Source organism: Rathayibacter sp. VKM Ac-2759 (assembly GCF_009834225.1).
Lineage (GTDB): Bacteria > Actinomycetota > Actinomycetes > Actinomycetales > Microbacteriaceae > Rathayibacter.
The window spans coordinates 693,522-710,533 of record NZ_CP047176.1; the positions used below are offsets into that span (position 1 = coordinate 693,522).

Sequence of the window (17,012 nt, forward strand, 5' to 3'; positions counted from 1 at the left end):
ACTGCTTCCCCCCTCCGGACCGGCTCGTCGACGGCTCCGCGGCGGGTCAGAGGTTCCCGTCCGGTGATCCGGCCTGCAGGTCGTTGCGGTAGAGGAAGGCGGCCATCGCCTGGCGGGTGACGTTCTCCAGCGGGTGGTACGTACCGTCCGGATAGCCCGTCGACAGACCGGAGGTCTTCATCCAGTTGACGTAGCCGAAGAACGGATTGCTGCTCGGCACATCGCTGAACTGCGCGGGACCGGGGTTCGAGACGTCCTCCTTGTTGAGGCGTCCGAGGAACGCGGCCATCGCCTGCCGAGTGACCGCATCCTTCGGCCCGTAGGTGCCGTCCGCATTGCCGGTCGTGATGCCCTCGGCCTTCATCCACTCGATCGCCGTGTAGAACTCGCTCGCTGCAGGCACGTCCGAGAAGGACGGAGTCGCTGGCGGCGTGAAGGTGACTCCGGAGTACCGGTACAGGAAAGCGGCCATGGCCTCGCGGGTGACGTCGATCGCGGGCCGGTACTCCTTGGTACCGCCCGGTCCGGGGAACCCGTTGGAGAGCCCGGTGTCGCCCATCCACTGGATCGGACCGTAGAAGGCGTGCGCCTCGGGCACGTCGACGAAGATCTGATCGAGGTAGTCGACCGGGCGCAGGGTGCCGTTCACACCCGTGCGAGTCTCCTCGTCACCGAGGACGATCGACGTCGCGGCCTCCCGAGAAGGAGCGCGGTCGAACCACTCTGGGGTGTAGGAGATCGTCGCACCGGTGAGGTAACCGGTGAAGGCGACTCGGTATGTCCCTGTCTCCCAGGCCCGGAGGGAGTAGCTGCCGTCCTCCAGAGAAGTGGTCCGTCCGCTGGTCACGTCGCAGCTCGCCGGGTCCGCCGACCGGCATCGATAGGCATTGATGTCCGCGATCGTGCCCTTCGGCGCAGGGTTCCCGTACTTGTCGAGGATGCGCACGCTGCCGGTGATGTACGGGTAGACGATCTTCTCGAGCGCTTGATCGGCCGTCGTCGTTCGGCCCGCGACCACATCGAGCACAGTTGCGCGCTCCCGCGTCTCCGTGACTCCGGCGCCGTACCAGGCGAGCTCGTACCCGGACTTCGCGAACTGGATCTGGTACGCGCTCGCTCTGACCTGGAGTGAGTAGCGTCCGTCCGCAGCCGAGAGTCCGGAGGCCACGGTCGAGGTCACCCCGGGCGAGAACGCGGAGACAGACACGCCCTCCAGTGGATCCCCCGACCGGGAGTCCGTCACGATCCCCGTGATCGTACCCGGCTCCTCAGCAGCTGCCGTCACCTCCGCCGGAGCAGCGAACGCTGCGCCCGATGGAGCGAGGACGACCGCGACTCCGACCAGTACCGCGATCGCCACCGACACCTTCGACTGTCGCTGCGACGAGCGCGTTGATCGCTCGGGCGGCTCCCATCCCAGATAGCGCAACACGGAGTCGATCGTCTTCATGGCGGTGGTCCTCTCGGTGCGGGATGTGGAGGTCACTATGTGTGCTGAGGTCGTTCCTGACAAGTGGAAGGGATGCCGTGTCTCCACTGCCGCGCGGGCTGCGCACCGAGCCGTCAGGCGCTCAGCGCGGAGCGCCGCCCCTCCCCGTCGAAGGACAGACGCATGCCGGCGTCGCTCTGGGTAGCCTGTCGAGAGCCGCGCCATCGTCCTGTGGTGCCGATCGAGAGTCCTGCCATGCCGCTGCTCCGCGCCCTCCGGGTGATGCTCCTGCTCCTTCTCTGCACCGCGGTCGGTGCGGGTCTCGTTGCTCCCGTGTCCGCAGCCGCCCCGACAGCGATTGTCACCGGCCGCGTGACCGACGAATCGGGTGCGGGGCTCGCCGGAATCCGTGTCGAGGCGTGGGCGAGCTCTGTTCCGGAGGGCCGCTACTCGGCAGGCGCGGGGGGAGAGCTCGCGCGAGCGAACAGCGACGAAAGTGGGCGGTACCGCCTCGCAGGCGTCTCCGGCGACTTCGTGCTCCGGTTCGTCGGGCGCACCGACCCGGCGACGGGCGCAGGTCCTCTCGACGCCTACTGGCCTGGAGTCCACGCCCGACGCAGTGCCACGATCCTCTCCGCATCGGCCCTGTCCGCGGGCGGGTTCGACGTCCGCATGGTCGAGGCGGGGAGCATCTCGGGCCGAGTGACGGATGCCGCGGGGACAGCCCTGCAGCAGGTCACGGTCCGGTGGGCCGTCGACGGTGGTGAGGCGCTCGCGTACACCTACTCGGTGACGGAGGACGGTCGGTACGTCTTCCGCGGCCTCGAGCCGGGCCGCTACGAGATCCAGGTCGAGGACCAGACCCGCGACCACGCATCGAGCTGGTACGGCGGCGCACTGCGTAGTCAGTCGACCGGGATCGTCGTCGGCGAGGGCACGGACGTCACGGGAATCGATCTGGCGCTCGCCGACGGAGCCGCTCTGACCGGAGACCTGCGAGCACCGGGCTTCCCCGACTGGTCCGCGTACCCGAATGAGTCACTGCGCGTGTCGGCGATCGACGCCGACGGCATCACCGCCGGGTCTGCGTCGGTCGACAGCACTGCGGATTCGGGACGTTACGAGATCAGGGGGGTTGTCGGCAGGTGGTTTTACTCTGTTCTTCTCGTCGGCCGGCGGCCGGTACCTCGACCACTACTGGCCGCACGCGGCGACCGAGGCTGCCAGCACACCGGTCACGACCCGTGCCGGCAGCGCGACCTCCGGTATCGACGCCGACTACGTCCTGGGGGGCTCGCTGACCGGGCGCGCTGTCCCTTCCGACGGCAACGGCTCGGATGTCGGCGGGTGCCGGGCGCTCGTCGTCCTCTACGACGCCTCCGGAACGCAGGCCGGAGACACCTGCGGCGACAGTGCGTGGCGGATCGACGGGATCCCAGCGGGCTCCTACACTCTGCGAGTCGTCCCTCAGGGTTACCGCGCGACCTGGTTCGGCGGTTCCGCGGATCGCGCCCGAGCACGGCCGATCCAGGTGACGCCGGGGCAGACGGTCGATGTCTCCGTGGTCCCGAGCGAGCGGGCGCCGATGCTGTCCGGCTCCGCCTCCATGATCGATCAGTGCGGCGTGCCCGCGTTCTGGCCGGGCGCGCGAGTCGAGGCGGTCGACGCCACAGGCTTCGTCAGCGCCTCGTCCCCGCGCACCGACTGGTACATCTTCGACTCGCTGCCAGCAGGCGTCTACCGGCTCCGGATCGTCGCGGACGACTTCCCGGAGGGGGTGTGGATCGGCGGTGACGACTTCGCCTCTGCCGACACGGTCGACGTCGCCTCGTCCCGCATCGACCTCGATGTGTCGGCGACGGAGCCGCGCACCTTCACGGATGTCGTCGCAGGGCAGGCGTTCTGCGCGGACATCGTCTGGATGCACCGCGAGGGCATCACGACCGGGTACCCCGCGGCGGGCGGTGGGCTCGAGTACCGTCCCACCGAGAACGTCTCGCGTCAGGCGATGGCCGCCTTCCTCTACCGGATGTCGGGGGAGTCCTTCAGTCCTCCGTCGCGTCCTTCGTTCAGCGACGTGCCGACGAGCAACCCGTTCTACACGGCTGTCGAGTGGATGAAGGCGAAGGGGATCACCACCGGCAACGCCGACGGCACGTATGCTCCCGACCAAGACGTCTCGCGGCAGGCGATGTCGGCGTTCCTCGCCCGTCTCGCGGTGAATCCGGGATTCGCGCGGCCGAGTGCGAGCTTCTCGGATGTCCCGGCGGCGAACCCGTTCTTCGCGCAGATCGAGTGGATGAAGGCCGAAGGCATCACGACCGGCAATGCAGACGGCACCTTCGCGCCGCTCGCTCCGGTCTCGCGCCAGGCGATGGCCGCCTTCCTGCACCGATACACGCAGCACTGGGAGTGATGCGGGAGCGCCGTCGCTCTCGTTCTGGCCCTCGTTATGGTGTCACAACCGATCTTCCCGAGGCCGCTACTGTTGCGACACGGTGTCGCGGCCTTCGGGCGCCGGCCTCTGCCTGCACCCGATTCGGAAGTAGCCCGCATGCCCCACCGCACCTCCTCTGCCCTCCGCTGCTTCGTCACCACGGTCGTCGTGGCGGCGCTCGCGCTCGGCACGGCCGGCCCCGTCTCCGCTGCGGACGCCGCCGACGAGACCGGCACCTTGACGGGCCGAGTGCTCGGCGAGGGCGACGGTGGACCCGACGCGGACATCGACTCGGTCTACGTCGACCTCATAGACCCTGATCGACCGGGATACGACACCGGGTACTTCGATGAGTCGACGGATGGAACCTTCACGATCGCCGGAGTCGAGCCGGGCGACTACCAGGTGAAGTACACCCCGAACGATTCCGTCCACCTGGCGCGGTGGCTCGGCGGCACACGGGAGCCGTCGGCCACCGTCGCCGTGGTCGCGGATGAGCGGACGGCCACCCCTCTGCAGGTCCTCCCGCTCGGCGGCACGATCAGCGGAGTGGTGACGTACGGCGGCCCCGACGCCCCGTCGCCGACTAGCATCACCGTCAATGCAGGGTGGTACGCGTACTACTGGGGAGGTGAGGCGACACCGGACGAGGACGGCCGGTACACGATCCGCGGCCTGGAGCTGCAGGACTACCACGTCTCCTTCGAGGGGATCCCCGCGTACGTCCCCGAGTACTGGAACGGCGCTCCCGATCAGCGGACCGCGCAGGTGACGACGGTGACCGAGACGGGTCAGGCGATCTTCGGGCGCGATGCCGTGCTCGAGAAGGGCGGGTCTCTCTCGGGTCGGGTGACTGCGGCGGATACGGGACAGGGACTGAACCAGGTCCCGGTCACCGCTCACCGCGTTGCCGACGTCGCCGATCCCGAGCACTACCCGGAGGGCTACGACGGCTTCGCCCTGGTGACCACCGATGCCGAGGGTCACTACGAGATGGAGGGGCTCCGCGCCGGCACCTGGCGGATCGAGGCCGATGCCCGCGAGGTGACGTTGCGCAATCAGCTCGACGTCCTCCCCATCGACCAGTGGTACGGCGGCACGGCGGACGAGTCGAAGGCCCGCGGGGTCGCCGTCTCCACCGGCGGCGCTCGCTCTGGAATCGACATCGCGATGCCCTCTGTCCCTGCGCTGCACGGGCTCGTCGCCACTCGGGAGTTCCTCGAGTCCTACACCGACGTGACGGTGACCGCGGAGCAGGTGTGCTCGGACGCCCCCTGCCTCACCCGCTCTGTCGAGGTGGACAGCGCAGTCGGCAACGAGTACGCGTTCACGGATCTCCCGGCGGGTCAGTACCGCATCCGGTACGACACCGCGACCGATCCCGACGAGGGAGCGGAGGCGGCGCGCTACCTGTCCGGCTACTGGATCGGCGACAGGACGCGCCAGGACGCGACCGTGGTCGACTACCCCGCGGGCGGGACGGTGACGGCCAACATCATGCTCACCGAGGAGGACGCCCCCCGGTTCTTCACGGACGTCGAGCCCCGGAGCACCTTCGGGCGCGAGGTCACCTGGATGGCGGGCAAGAACCTCGCCCAGGGATACGTGGAGGCCGACGGCAGCAAGACCTACCACCCCGTCGAGGACGTGTCGCGGCAGGCGATGGCGGCGTTCCTGTACCGCTACGACCGGTACCGCTTCTGGCCGACGGAGTTCGTACCCCCGGCGACGGCGTCCTTCAGCGACGTGCCGGTGACACACCCGTTCTTCACCGAGATCGAATGGATGAAGTCGGAAGGGCTGACAACGGGCAACGCCGACGGTACCTTCGCGCCGCTGGAGCCGGTGACACGGCAGTCCGCCGCGGCGTTCCTCTCCCGGCTCTCCGGAGAGCCGCACCCCGTCTCGACGGTGTTCACCGATGTCCCCGCCGCGAACCCGTTCGCCGGGGAGATCGCCTGGCTCGACAGGACGGGTATCACGACGGGATACCCGGACGGCGGCTTCCACCCGCTCGAGCCCGTGTCGCGGCAGGCGATCGCCGCCTTCCTCTACCGGTACGACGCGACGCAGTGAGCGCGGATCCGGCGCCCCGTCGGCGGGCGGGTCGACGCGCAGACCTCCACCCCTGCGCACGCGCGGTGAGTCACGGTGTCGCTACGGCCCGGTCGGAATCGACCCCGCCCCTAGGATGGAGCGCCGCGGGCCCCCGCACACCATCGGCAGAGCTCTTCTGCTCGGCGGATCGAGCGGGGGGCGGCAGCGGGGCCGGGGCGCCGCAGCGAGAACGAGAGGGACGATCCTGAGCAACGAACGAGTCCTGGTCACCGGATCGACCGGGGTCATCGGCACAGCGATCGTGCACGAGTTGCGCGAGCACGGCTACGACGTGTTCGCTGCCTCGTCGGAGCAGGCGGACCTGCGGGACGAGTCCGCGACCGCTGCACTCCTCAACACGGTCGCGCCCGACTCCGTGATCCACCTCGCGGCACGCGTGCACGGATTGATGGGCAACCTGCGCAGCCCTGGGGAGATGTACTTCGACAACGCTCGCATCAACACGAACGTCGTGGAAGCCTCGCGTCTCGCCGGCGTGCGGAAGATCGTGGCAATGGGCTCGGTGGCGATGTACAGCGACGGGCTCCGGATGCCGATGCGCGAGAGTGACATCTGGATGGGTCCTCCGCATGCATCGGAAGCCGGGTACGCGCACGCGAAGCGCGGCATGCTCGCCCAGCTCGAGGCGTACGCCGAGCAGTACGGCGTGGACTACGCCATGGTGCTCTCGACGAATCTGTTCGGTCCGGCCGACCGTTTCGACGAGGAGCGCGGGCACGTGCTTCCCTCCCTCGTCTCGCGCTTCCACCGCTCCGTGCGACTCGACCAGCGCATGGTGGTCTGGGGCGACGGGAGTGCGCAGCGCGACTTCCTCTACAGCAAGGACGCGGCGACCGGCCTGCGCATCCTCCTGGAGCGGGGCTCGGGCGTCTACAACCTCGCCTCGGGCAGGGAGACCCGCATCCGCGAGGTCGTCGACACCCTCGCCGGCGTCTCGGGCTACCGCGGCGAGATCGAATGGGACACGAGCAAGCCGAACGGCCAACGCGAGCGCTCGTACGATGTGTCCCGGCTGACCGGTCTCGGCTGGACGCCTCGCTACGGCCTCGAGGAGGCGCTGCGCGAGACCTACGAGTGGTTCGACGCGAACGCGTCCCTCGTCCGTCGCTGAAGTGAGCGTCCGCTTCGCCGCCGGCACCATCGTCGCGCGCAACTACATCCCGCAGGCGCGGGTCCTTCAGGAGACCTTCGCGGTGAAGAACGCCGAGGTCGGTTTCGCGACCCTCGTGGTCGACGGGACGGAGGCGGACCGGTCGACGACCGGAGTAGGTTCGGTCCTGCTGCCGCAGGACCTCGGGCTCGACATCGCGGTCCTCCACCGGATGATGACCGTCTACGACGTGATGGAGTTCGCGACGGCGCTGAAGCCGGCGCTCCTGGCGACTCTCCTCCGCGGCGGCGCGGAGGCGGCCGCGTACTTCGACCCCGACATCCAGGTGTTCGACGACCTGGCCGACGTCTTCGCCGACGCGGTGGAGCACGGCATCGTCCTCACCCCGCACGTGCTCGACCCGCTGCCACGCGACGGCAAGCTCGTCTCGGAGCAGATGATCATGCTCGCCGGGATCTTCAACCTCGGGTTCATCGCGGTGGGCGTCTCCTCGCACCTGTTCCTCGCCTGGTGGAACGACCGGCTGCGCGATGATGCGATCTCGGACCCGCAGAACGCGCTCTTCACCGATCAACGCTGGATCGACTGGGTTCCGGCTCTCTTCCCCCACCGGATCTCCCGCGATCGGGGGCTGAACGTGGCCTACTGGAATCTCCACGAGCGACCGATCGGCCGCGTGGGGGACATCTGGACCGCGGGCGGCGAGCGTCTGCGATTCCTTCACTTCAGCGGCTACGATCCGCGCACGCCGTGGCTGCTCTCGAAGCACGCCGCGGCCGAGCCGCGAGTGCTCCTCAGCCGGACCCCGCTCCTCCGACGTCTTGCGGAAGGGTACGGCGAGCGACTCCTCGCGCACGGTTTCGGCGACCACCGAGACAGTGAGTACCGATTCTCGCGCTTGAGCAACGGGGTGGCCCTCGACTACCCTGTGCGGCGCCTGGTCCGCTCGGTGCTGACCGGTGCGACAGCGGCCCGGTCCGCACCGCCGGACGCCTTCGCGGACCCGGACGGATTCGCCCGCTGGCTGCTCTCGCCGCAGTTCGGCCACCGGCTGGCACCTCTGGCCCCGATCGAGTACGCGCTGTGGGCGGCTCGGAGCGATCTGCAGTGGGCGTACCCCGAGGTCCTGACCGCAGACGGGCGGGCGTACCTCGACTGGTTCAGCGCCGACCCCCGTGCGGCCGCCTCACGCGCCGCCGTCGAGGAGGTCCTTCCCGAGGCGGTGATCGACTCCGGTGCTCTGAGGGTGACGGCGTCGGCGGAGGGCTGGCTCGTTCTCGTGCTGACGGTTCCCGGAACCGAGGAGGACGTCGTCGCCCGTCGGTTCTGCCGCGCGTTCTCGGCGACCGGTGCTCCGGTGCATGTCGTCGGTCTCGACGAGCCGGCGAACCCGCGGCGCATCGCCTCCCGCGCCGTCCACCCGAACGTCCTCGTGCTCACTCCGGCCGGAGCCGCCGTGCTGAGCGACGCGATCGTCGTCCTCGAGCAGGCGCAGGGCCGGAGGATCGTCGCAGTCATCGGCGATGGAGACGACTCGCTCCCGGACGTGGACGAGGTCTGGTCGATCGGGGCAGACGGACGTCGCTCCGACGCGGTCGCTCTGCCGTACCCGATCGACCTGGATCAGCGGCCGCCGCTCGTGCCCCGAGAGGCGCTCGGCCTGCCGGAGTCGGGCTCGCTCGTCATCGCCGACGCCGGACGCAGCGGTGGCGCGGCGGCCGAGGACGCGCTCCAGACCATGGAGGTGTTCATCGCCGCGACGCGATCGAGCGGTCCGGATCCGGTCGGCACCGTCCTGGTCCTCCTGGCGGGGCAGTTGAGCACGGCGGAACGCGAGCGGCTGATCCACGGCGGACGAGGGCGCGAGGACATCGTCGTCCTCGATCGGCGGTTCTCCCTCGCTCAGCTCCGGACGGTCGCCGCACACGCCACGGTCGTCCTCTCGCTCCACGCAGCTCCGGTCGCGAGCCTCCTCCCGGCGACGGCCCTGAGTGCCGGCACGGCCGTCGTCGCCTCCGGCGGCCCGGCCGCTCTCGTCGGCATCACCGCCGACTCGGCCTCACTCGTCCCTCTGCGGACCGACGGCGCGGGTCGCGGGATCGATGTCGCCCACGCCGTGCGCGCGCTCCGCGTTCTCCTGCACAGCCCCGGGGCGCGGACGCACCTGCGTCGCACCTCGGCCGAGAGGATGCGGGCCGACTACTCGACCGCGGCGATCGCTCGACTCCTCCGGAAGCGGCTCGAGGGCTCCGATGCGCTCGGAACACACGACGACCACGACGAAGACGAAGAAGAGGCATGATGCGGCTCATTCTGATTGGCGATGTCGGAGCACGAACCGACTACCACGCCGGCGACGAGGCGATGCTGGAGGCATTGCTCGACGAGCTCCGGCAGCGGACCGAAGTGGACGCGGTGATCGTGTCGGGCGCCCCCGAGGACTCCGCCGTCCGTTACCGAGCAGAGGCGATCGCGCGCATCGGGTTCGACGAGGGGATCACGCCGACCCGCGCAGCCAGGGAGGATCGCCTCGAGCGGGTGACCCGCGCCGCACACGGCCATGTCGACGCTCTCCCAGCAGACGACCCGGCCTGGCAGGTGATCGAGGCCGTGCCGGACGCGGACGGCGTCATCATCGCCGGCGGTGGCAACCTGACCACTCCTTTCTCCGAGCACGTGTACGAGCGCGCTGCCCTCGCACGGATCGCGGCTGTTTTCGAGCGGCCGCTGGTCGTGACCGGTCAGTCTCTCGGTCCCGTCCTCGCGCCCCGCGATGCTGAGCTCGTCACCGAGATCCTCGGATCCTCGGTCCTCGTCGGCGTCCGAGAGGCGGAGTCCGCGCGCGCCGCGCTCGAACTCGGCATTCCCGGCGTCGTCCACACGATCGACGACGCCAGCTTCCTCGTCGATCCTCAGGAGTTCGGAGACGACGGGCTCCCAGGGCTGCCGCAGGGTGGGTACCTCGCCGTCAGCTTCCCGCCGTACTCCGGGCCGACCGATCTCGACGACTACGCGTCGGATCTCTCCCGCATGCTCGGTGCAGTGGTCTCGGAGACGGGAGCGTCGATCCTGTTCCTCCCGCACCAGTCCTCACTCGATCCGGCCGCACCGGTCGCAGACGACCTGATGCATGCGCGCCTCGCCGCCGCTCTCCTGGAGGAGGTGCCCGACGCCCGAGTCGTCGTGGCCGGTCAGCTGACCGCTCGGCGGATCGCGCAGCTCACCCGCGGCGCGGCCCTGTCCGTCTCGGGTCGCTACCATCCGATCGTCTTCGCTCTTTCGGCCGCTGTGCCGGCGATCGCGGTCACCGTCGACGACTACACGCGCCGCAAGATCGTGGGCGCCATGGCGAACTTCGGCGTCTCGGAATGGGCGCTCCCGTCACTCGCCGTCGCCTCGGACGACGCGACCGCGGTCATCCTCGAGACGTGGACTCGACGCGCGGAGATCGCCTCTCATCTCGCCCAGCGGGTCGCGGTCGAGCGGACGCGCGCGTCCGAGTGGTGGGGAGCCGTGGTCGCCGCCCTGCAGGGAGCCGTCATCGAGTCGCCTCCACGGGAGCAGGGAGCCGAGCTGTCGCTCCACGACCGTGCTGTCGTGGCGCGGATCCAGCGTCTGGCGACTCGCGAGGCCGGCTTGACCGCCTCTGTCCCGCGCCTGCGTGAGCAGCTCCACCTCGCAGCGGAATCCGCGGCGGCCGAGTCGCGCGCGCAGGAGGAGGCGCGGATCGCCGCTGAAGAGCGCGCCGAGGTCGCGGAGGCTCGCGCCCACCTGGCCGAGGAGGCCCTCGGCAGACTCGTCGCGCACGACGCCGAGGATCCGCCCGCCGCGGACGACCCCGAGGAGCGCTATCGCGCCGGGCTGCTGCTCGAGCTCGAGAGTCTCGAGCAGCAGCTGTTCGAACGCGAACGCCACGTTGCGTTCCTGGCCCACCGAGTGCACGAGCTGCTCCACGCTGCTCCGGCCGTCGAGGATCCGGCCCTCGCAGGCGAGGTCCAGCGCCTTCAGGACGAGATTCGTCGTGCGCAGGAGACGATCGGCCATCAGCAGTCCCGTATCGAGGAGCTGGTGGCGAGCACGTCTTGGAAACTGACGATGCCTCTGCGCGTAGTGAGGAATCCGGCCCCCTACGTGCGGAAGCTGCGCGCCCGATGACTGTCACGACATCGCCGGGCGTCCTCGTGATCGGACGCTCCGACTTCCACACCGGAATCGGCACGGTCACGGCCGCGGCGCTCGAGCTGTTCTCCCGCCACTTCGAGGTGGGCTTCTTCGCTCCGCGCGAGCCGCACCTCCAGCCCGGTCGGTCCGTCGTGCTGCCGAGCGGGCGGAGCGTCCCCGTCGTCGCACCGGGAGAGGCAGCGGTCTACGTCTTCACCGACGTCCTCTGGAACGGGTTCACCGACTACAACTACGCGACGATCCCCGACACCGGTCTCCGGATCGCGCACATGGCCTACGACTCCGACGCACTGCCCGAGCAGTGGGTGCGGATCTTGAACGACCGGTTCGACATCGCGTTGTTCTCGAGCGCGTACCTCGTCGAAGTGGCGGAGCGAAGCGGAGTCCGCATCCCTGTCGGAACCCTTCCGATCGGGCTCGAGCTCGAGCCGCTGCTGGCCCGCCGGTACCGCTCGCCGTTGCCCTCGCGCACCCGTTTCGGCACGGTCTCGGCGTACCACTCTCGCAAGGGCCTCGATCTGCTGGTCGAGGCGTTCCTCCTCGCATTCGGTCACGACTCCAGCGTCGAACTGGTGATCCACTCGAACCTCGCGATGGGCGACACTCTCGAGCGGGTGACCGCACTCGCCGCAGACGCGCCGGTCGACAACATCCGCCTCTCGACAGGGAATCTCAGCGAAGCGGACAAGAACGGCCTCATCGATTCGTTCGACGTGTACGTCAACGTCTCGGCGGGGGAGGGCTACTCGATCGGGCCACGTGAGGCCCTCGCGCTGGGCAAGCCGCTCGTGCTCAGCCGCATCCCGCCCCACCTCGACATGGAGGGGCCCGCGGGAGTGCTGTTCGTGGACCCGATCGGTTCGAGGCCTGCGCAGTATCCCGAGATCGAGAACCTGGTGATCGGGCGCCAGGCCCTGCTGCGTCCGGTCGACATCGCCGACGTGCTCACGGATGCCAGGGCCTTCGTGCAGTCGGACGAGGCGGCTTCGACGGCGCGCGAGCGACGCGACCGAGCCGCGGAGTTCTCGTACAGCCGTCTGTCGCAGGTCTACGCGGAACTGCTCGACCCGGACGACGCCTCGGTGAAGACCGCCCGTCCGCGGTCGCGTTTCCGCGAGCTGCCGGCGGAGGCGCCCGCGCTCGCTCGCTCGGCCGGCGGCCGGCACGGTGCGGGACTGGGCCGCACTCGCCGCGTCATCCCACTTCATGACGGCGGGTTCTTCTCCGTCTTCAACACGTTCCTCAGCCACCTGGTGTGGGGCGAGCGCGATGACGACGTCGCCATGGTGCTCCCCGACTGGGACGCCGGACGCCTGATCCAGCGGTTGGACGCTCCGCCGGTGAGCTACTGCTACAGCCGTCCCGACGACGGCAACATGTGGCTCAAGCTGTTCGAGCCGCTGTACGACCTCTCCGACGACGAGATGAACGATGAGGAGTTCCTCTACCGCCACGCGGACATCCCGTCGCATCAGTTCAACCAGGACCGCGAGCCGCTGCTCACCTACGTGAACGCGCACGACCTCTACCTCTCGCCCGGCTTCCTCCGGATCCGCAAGCAGTACGCCGCTGTGCTCGATCGGCACGTCCGCCTCCGACCGCACTACCGGAAGGAACTCGACTCGGTTATGGCCGCACAGACCGCCGGCCGCTTCACCGTCGGCGTGCACGTCAAGCATCCGAGCCATGCCATCGAGCAGCCCGGTCAGGCGATGGCCGACCGCTACGCGTATGTCGCGCGGGTGAGGCAGGAGCTGGCCGACAGCGGAGTGCGTGAGAGCGATGACGACTGGGGTGTCTTCGTCGCTACCGACCAGGAGAGGGTCGTCACGCTCTTCGACGAGGAGTTCGGAGACCACGTCATCCGTTTCGACGATGTCACGCGGTCGAGCGCTGAGACGGACGCCGCTTTCGACACGCTGACGGAGGGCGAGAAGCTCGAGGAAGGGCACCAGCTCCAGCATCAGATGGCGGCCGACACCGATCGTTGGTCACACCGACTGGCGTGGGAGGTGTGGCGGGACGCCGAGGTACTCGCCTCGTGCACGTCGCTCATCCACGCGGTGAGCAATGTCGCGACAGCGGTGTCTTTCATGAGCCCCGAGGTGCGGATGCGGTACTTCGAGGTCTGAGTGTCCGCGTCGGTCGAGTAGTTCTGCTCACTGCACGGCGGACGACGGGGGAACGGCCTGTTCCCCCGTCCTCGGATTCGACAGGCGACGATCCGGTGCGGCCGCGCAGCGCCCGGTCGACCCCGGCCCGGGCCGTCGTGGCGGTCTGTTCGTCGAGAGGGCGCCCTGATAGTCGGAAGGGAGGGCGGGTCGTTCGAGGCGAGGTCGACCGTGATGTCGTTCTCGCGCCTTTCCACCGAGTGGAATGCCGAACGAGTATCAGGGACAGAAGTAGAGACCGTGTCACCGCCGGTGTTACCGTTCGCGCCCGGAGTTCAGAATTCCGACACCACGAGGCTTCAGTCCTCTGCCACTCTCGTCTTCAGTGTTCGATGGCGGAGGCTCCGGCGTCGATGACCGGGGGATCAACGAATGTCTTCTCTTTCGCGCCTTTCAGGACGAGCTGCGCTCGCAGGCCTCATTGTGGCCGCGCTGACAGTGATCGGTCTCACGCCATCGGGGGCGGCGACCCTCGAGCAGACGCCTTCACCGGGTGACAGTGCGCCGGCATTCCTCGATGTCGGTGAGGACAATGTCTTCTTCTCCGATATTCAGTGGATGTCGGAGATGGGCCTCTCCACGGGCTACATAGTCGCGGGCGGGGCCGAGTACCATCCCGTCGAGGACGTCTCCCGGCAGGCGATGGCAGCATTCCTCTACCGGTTCTCCGGAGAGGATTTCACTCCTCCATCGACTCCATCGTTCTCCGATGTTCCGCAGAGCAACACCTTCTATGCCGCGGTCGAGTGGATGAAGGAGCGGGGGATCACGACCGGGTATGCGGACGGCGGCTTCCATCCGATCGAGAGCGTCTCGCGACAGGCGATGGCGGCTTTCCTCTCCCGCTACGGAATCGTTCCTCCGACGACCGGCAGCGGCACGTTCTTCGCTGATGTGCCGACTGCCAACCCGTTCGCACAGCAGATCGAGTGGATGCGTCTCAGCGGCATCACGACGGGGTACATCGAGGATGACGGGACCACCACGTTCCATCCGGAGGAGAGCGTCTCGCGTCAGGCGATGGCAGCCTTCCTGCACCGCTACGTCCTGCGACCCGCGGAGTCCACGCCGACGGAGTACACCCTCGATGCGGGCGCGACGGAGGCGGCAGTCGAGACGGTCACGGCAGTGAGCATCGGCGCACCCACGACGAGTGACGGCGACGGTGACGGGGTCGTCGACGGCCCCGACACGGCGACGAGCGCTGTCACCCTCGCGCCGGGGGCGGCGGCGCCGACGGTCGGCTCGGGGTTCGTTCTGCCCATCGGCACCACCGGCGCAGAGTCGGGGCTGGTCGGTCGCGTCGGCGCGGTAGCGGCCACTGCGGAGGGTGGCACCGTCGTCACGGTCGAGCCGGCACCGCTCGACTCGGTGTTCGACACCCTGACTCTGGCGTACGACGGGCCGGTGGAACTCGACGTCGTCGTTCCCGGGCAGCCGTTCGCGACGACACTGGCACCGGAATCGCTGGGACGCGCTGCATCGCCGGGGGAGTGGGCAGAGGCGACGACGCGCCAGTCCGACGCCGCGACTCCGGGAGTCACCTGCCTCGACGCCAAGGGGCAGCAGGTCGCGTTCACGAACAAGAACAGCATGGAAGTCGGTCTCGAGTTCGAGAACACTCGTGTCAGTTTCGTGCTCGACCTGGGTAATCCGGTGGTCGGCCCGTCGATGGACTTGAGGCTCTACACCGAGCCCGTGGTGTCACTCGAGGCGAAGCTGACCGTCGCGCTGAACTGCCGAGTCGAGGGGATGCCGAAGCCGGAATGGTACTTCGCAGGTGGCGCGGTCTCGGTCGCCGTAGCCCCGTACATCACGTTCTCGGTGAGCGGTTCCGCCTCGTTCGTCTTCGAGAAGCGCTTCTATCGCACCGCGGGATTCGCGGTAGAGCCCGACGGCAGGGCAGTTCCGTACAGCTCGGCGCAATCGGCACCGATGACGGCTGAGGTGACCGCCTCGGCGACTCTGACGATGACCGCAGGAGGTCAGTTCGAGATCCGCGCGTTCGGAGTCGCCGCTGTCTATCTCAAGGTCGGTCCGGAGGGGAAGGTGACGGCGACCGCAGTCGCAGGCAGTGATCCCTCCCTCTGCCTCCATGCCGAGTACTCGCTCGCTGTCGCGACCGGCGCGTACCTCGACGTCTGGGTCAAGAAGTGGCAGTACTCGTTCTCCGATCAGAAGTTCCCGTTGGCATCTGAGGAGTTCTGCTGGCGCGGTGCGGACCTCCCCGATCGGTCCGCTCCCACGATCAGCGCAGTCTCGCCGGGCACGATGCCGCTCGCGGGCGGCCGCGCGAGGATCACCGGCACTGGTCTCTCGGACATCGTCACTGCGTCCGTCGGGGGCGTGGAGGCCACCTCGATCCGAGTGAGCTCCGACACGTCGGCGCTGGTCGTTCTTCCGCCGATGGGCGAGGGCACGTACCCGTTGGTCCTCACCTCTCCACAAGGCTCCTCCGACGAGTTCAGCCTCAGCTATTCCGCGTCGGTCGCGCTCAGAGAGGTGAAGTTCTCCGACGTCTCCGCGGGAGAGTTCCAGTCCTACGCCGTCGACCGGGACGGCGACGTGTGGGAGTGGGGTATCCGCGGGACCGACGAGGGAAACGCGAAGCCGGGCGACGGCATCGTCTTTCCTCAACCGATTCTCGGACTGAGTGACATCGTCGAGGTGTCCGGGGGCTACTCGCACGGTCTGGCCGTGGACGGAAACGGCCGCGTCTTCGGATGGGGATCCAACGGCAATGGAGAGGTCGATGAGGAGATCAGCCCGTTCACCTACTACCGGGCCGCCGTACCGATCGACGGTGTGCCGACGGCCGTCGCCGTCGCCGCCGGCGCCAACATCTCGTTCGCGGTGACCCGCGACGGCTCGGTCTACGGCTGGGGGACGGGAGTCGGGGGGACGCCGACCCGGATCGAAGGCCTCGCGCGGATCGTCGACATCGATGCGACAGACGGCCACGTGGTGGTGGTCGACGCGGACGGGCTGGTCTTCCACTGGGAGGAGGACGTCGATCGTGGGGGGATCGCCAGCGGACTGGGCGTGGGCGGGAACGGCCCGTCCGTGGTCGCAGGGCTACCCCCGATCGCTTCGGTCACTGCCGGAGTGGGGCGTACGGTCGCCGTTGCGCGAGACGGCTCGACCTATTCCTGGACGGTGAACGTCTACAACGGAGCAGAAGGCGGCTCGATCCGTTCGGATCCGGTTCCCGTCGGGCTGAGCGATGTCGCGAAGGCTGATGCGGGCTGGGGTGCCCAGAACATGGCGATCTCCTCGACCGGCTCGTTGTCGGCGTGGGGAGAGGGCGCCCTGGGAACAGGCAATGCCGTGGAGCCGACCCCGGCGCTCGTCGGAGGACTGCCTCCCGTGGTGGCTGTCGGCGCCGGAGGGAACTTCACCACGGCGATCAGCACTGGGGGTGACGTCTACACGTGGGGATCTGCCGATCGACTCGGCGACGGATCGACGTCCGATCGACAGACCCCCGGGCGCATTGTGGTGACCACGGCGGGGTGATCCTCGGGCCCCGCCGCTCTGCCGCTCGCGGGGACCTGCGCCGAGGGA

At 68.8% G+C, this 17,012-nt stretch carries 8 protein-coding genes; 7 read left to right on the forward strand and 1 reads right to left on the reverse strand.

Annotated features, from left to right (window positions below):
• Positions 1–46: 46 nt before the first annotated feature.
• Entirely contained in the window at positions 47–1,450 is a 1,404-nt protein-coding gene (locus GSU68_RS03195) for an S-layer homology domain-containing protein (RefSeq protein WP_159905664.1), read from the reverse strand.
• A 1,114-nt stretch (positions 1,451–2,564) separates the two neighbouring features.
• On the opposite strand from GSU68_RS03195, the gene GSU68_RS19815 reads away from it, so the two are divergent.
• The 7 genes from GSU68_RS19815 to GSU68_RS03235 all read left to right on the forward strand — a co-directional run bounded on the left by GSU68_RS19815 (position 2,565) and on the right by GSU68_RS03235 (position 16,964).
• Positions 2,565–3,845, forward strand: coding sequence for an S-layer homology domain-containing protein (locus GSU68_RS19815; protein ID WP_244259373.1), 1,281 nt, complete (start codon positions 2,565–2,567; stop codon positions 3,843–3,845).
• Between the two features lie 138 nt (positions 3,846–3,983).
• Positions 3,984–5,942 (forward strand): S-layer homology domain-containing protein, encoded by a 1,959-nt coding sequence (locus GSU68_RS03210; RefSeq protein ID WP_159905667.1) that lies wholly within the window; start codon positions 3,984–3,986, stop codon positions 5,940–5,942.
• Positions 5,943–6,057: 115 nt separating this feature from the next.
• Complete coding sequence (locus GSU68_RS03215) at positions 6,058–7,095, forward strand: GDP-L-fucose synthase (protein ID WP_159905668.1); 1,038 nt, start codon at positions 6,058–6,060, stop codon at positions 7,093–7,095.
• Between the two features lies 1 nt (position 7,096).
• Complete coding sequence (locus tag GSU68_RS03220; protein WP_159905669.1) at positions 7,097–9,397, forward strand: hypothetical protein; 2,301 nt, start codon at positions 7,097–7,099, stop codon at positions 9,395–9,397.
• Positions 9,394–11,250, forward strand: a complete 1,857-nt coding sequence (locus tag GSU68_RS03225; protein ID WP_159905670.1) for a polysaccharide pyruvyl transferase family protein — start codon at positions 9,394–9,396, stop codon at positions 11,248–11,250. The genes GSU68_RS03220 and GSU68_RS03225 overlap by 4 nt, the downstream gene beginning before the upstream one ends.
• Complete coding sequence (locus tag GSU68_RS03230; RefSeq protein WP_159905671.1) at positions 11,247–13,409, forward strand: glycosyltransferase; 2,163 nt, start codon at positions 11,247–11,249, stop codon at positions 13,407–13,409. Before GSU68_RS03225 ends, GSU68_RS03230 begins: the two co-directional genes overlap by 4 nt.
• 411 nt (positions 13,410–13,820) lie before the next feature.
• The gene (locus GSU68_RS03235; RefSeq protein WP_208544641.1) at positions 13,821–16,964 is read left to right on the forward strand and encodes an S-layer homology domain-containing protein; all 3,144 of its coding nucleotides are present in this window, start codon (positions 13,821–13,823) and stop codon (positions 16,962–16,964) included.
• The last annotated feature ends 48 nt before the right edge of the window (positions 16,965–17,012 follow it).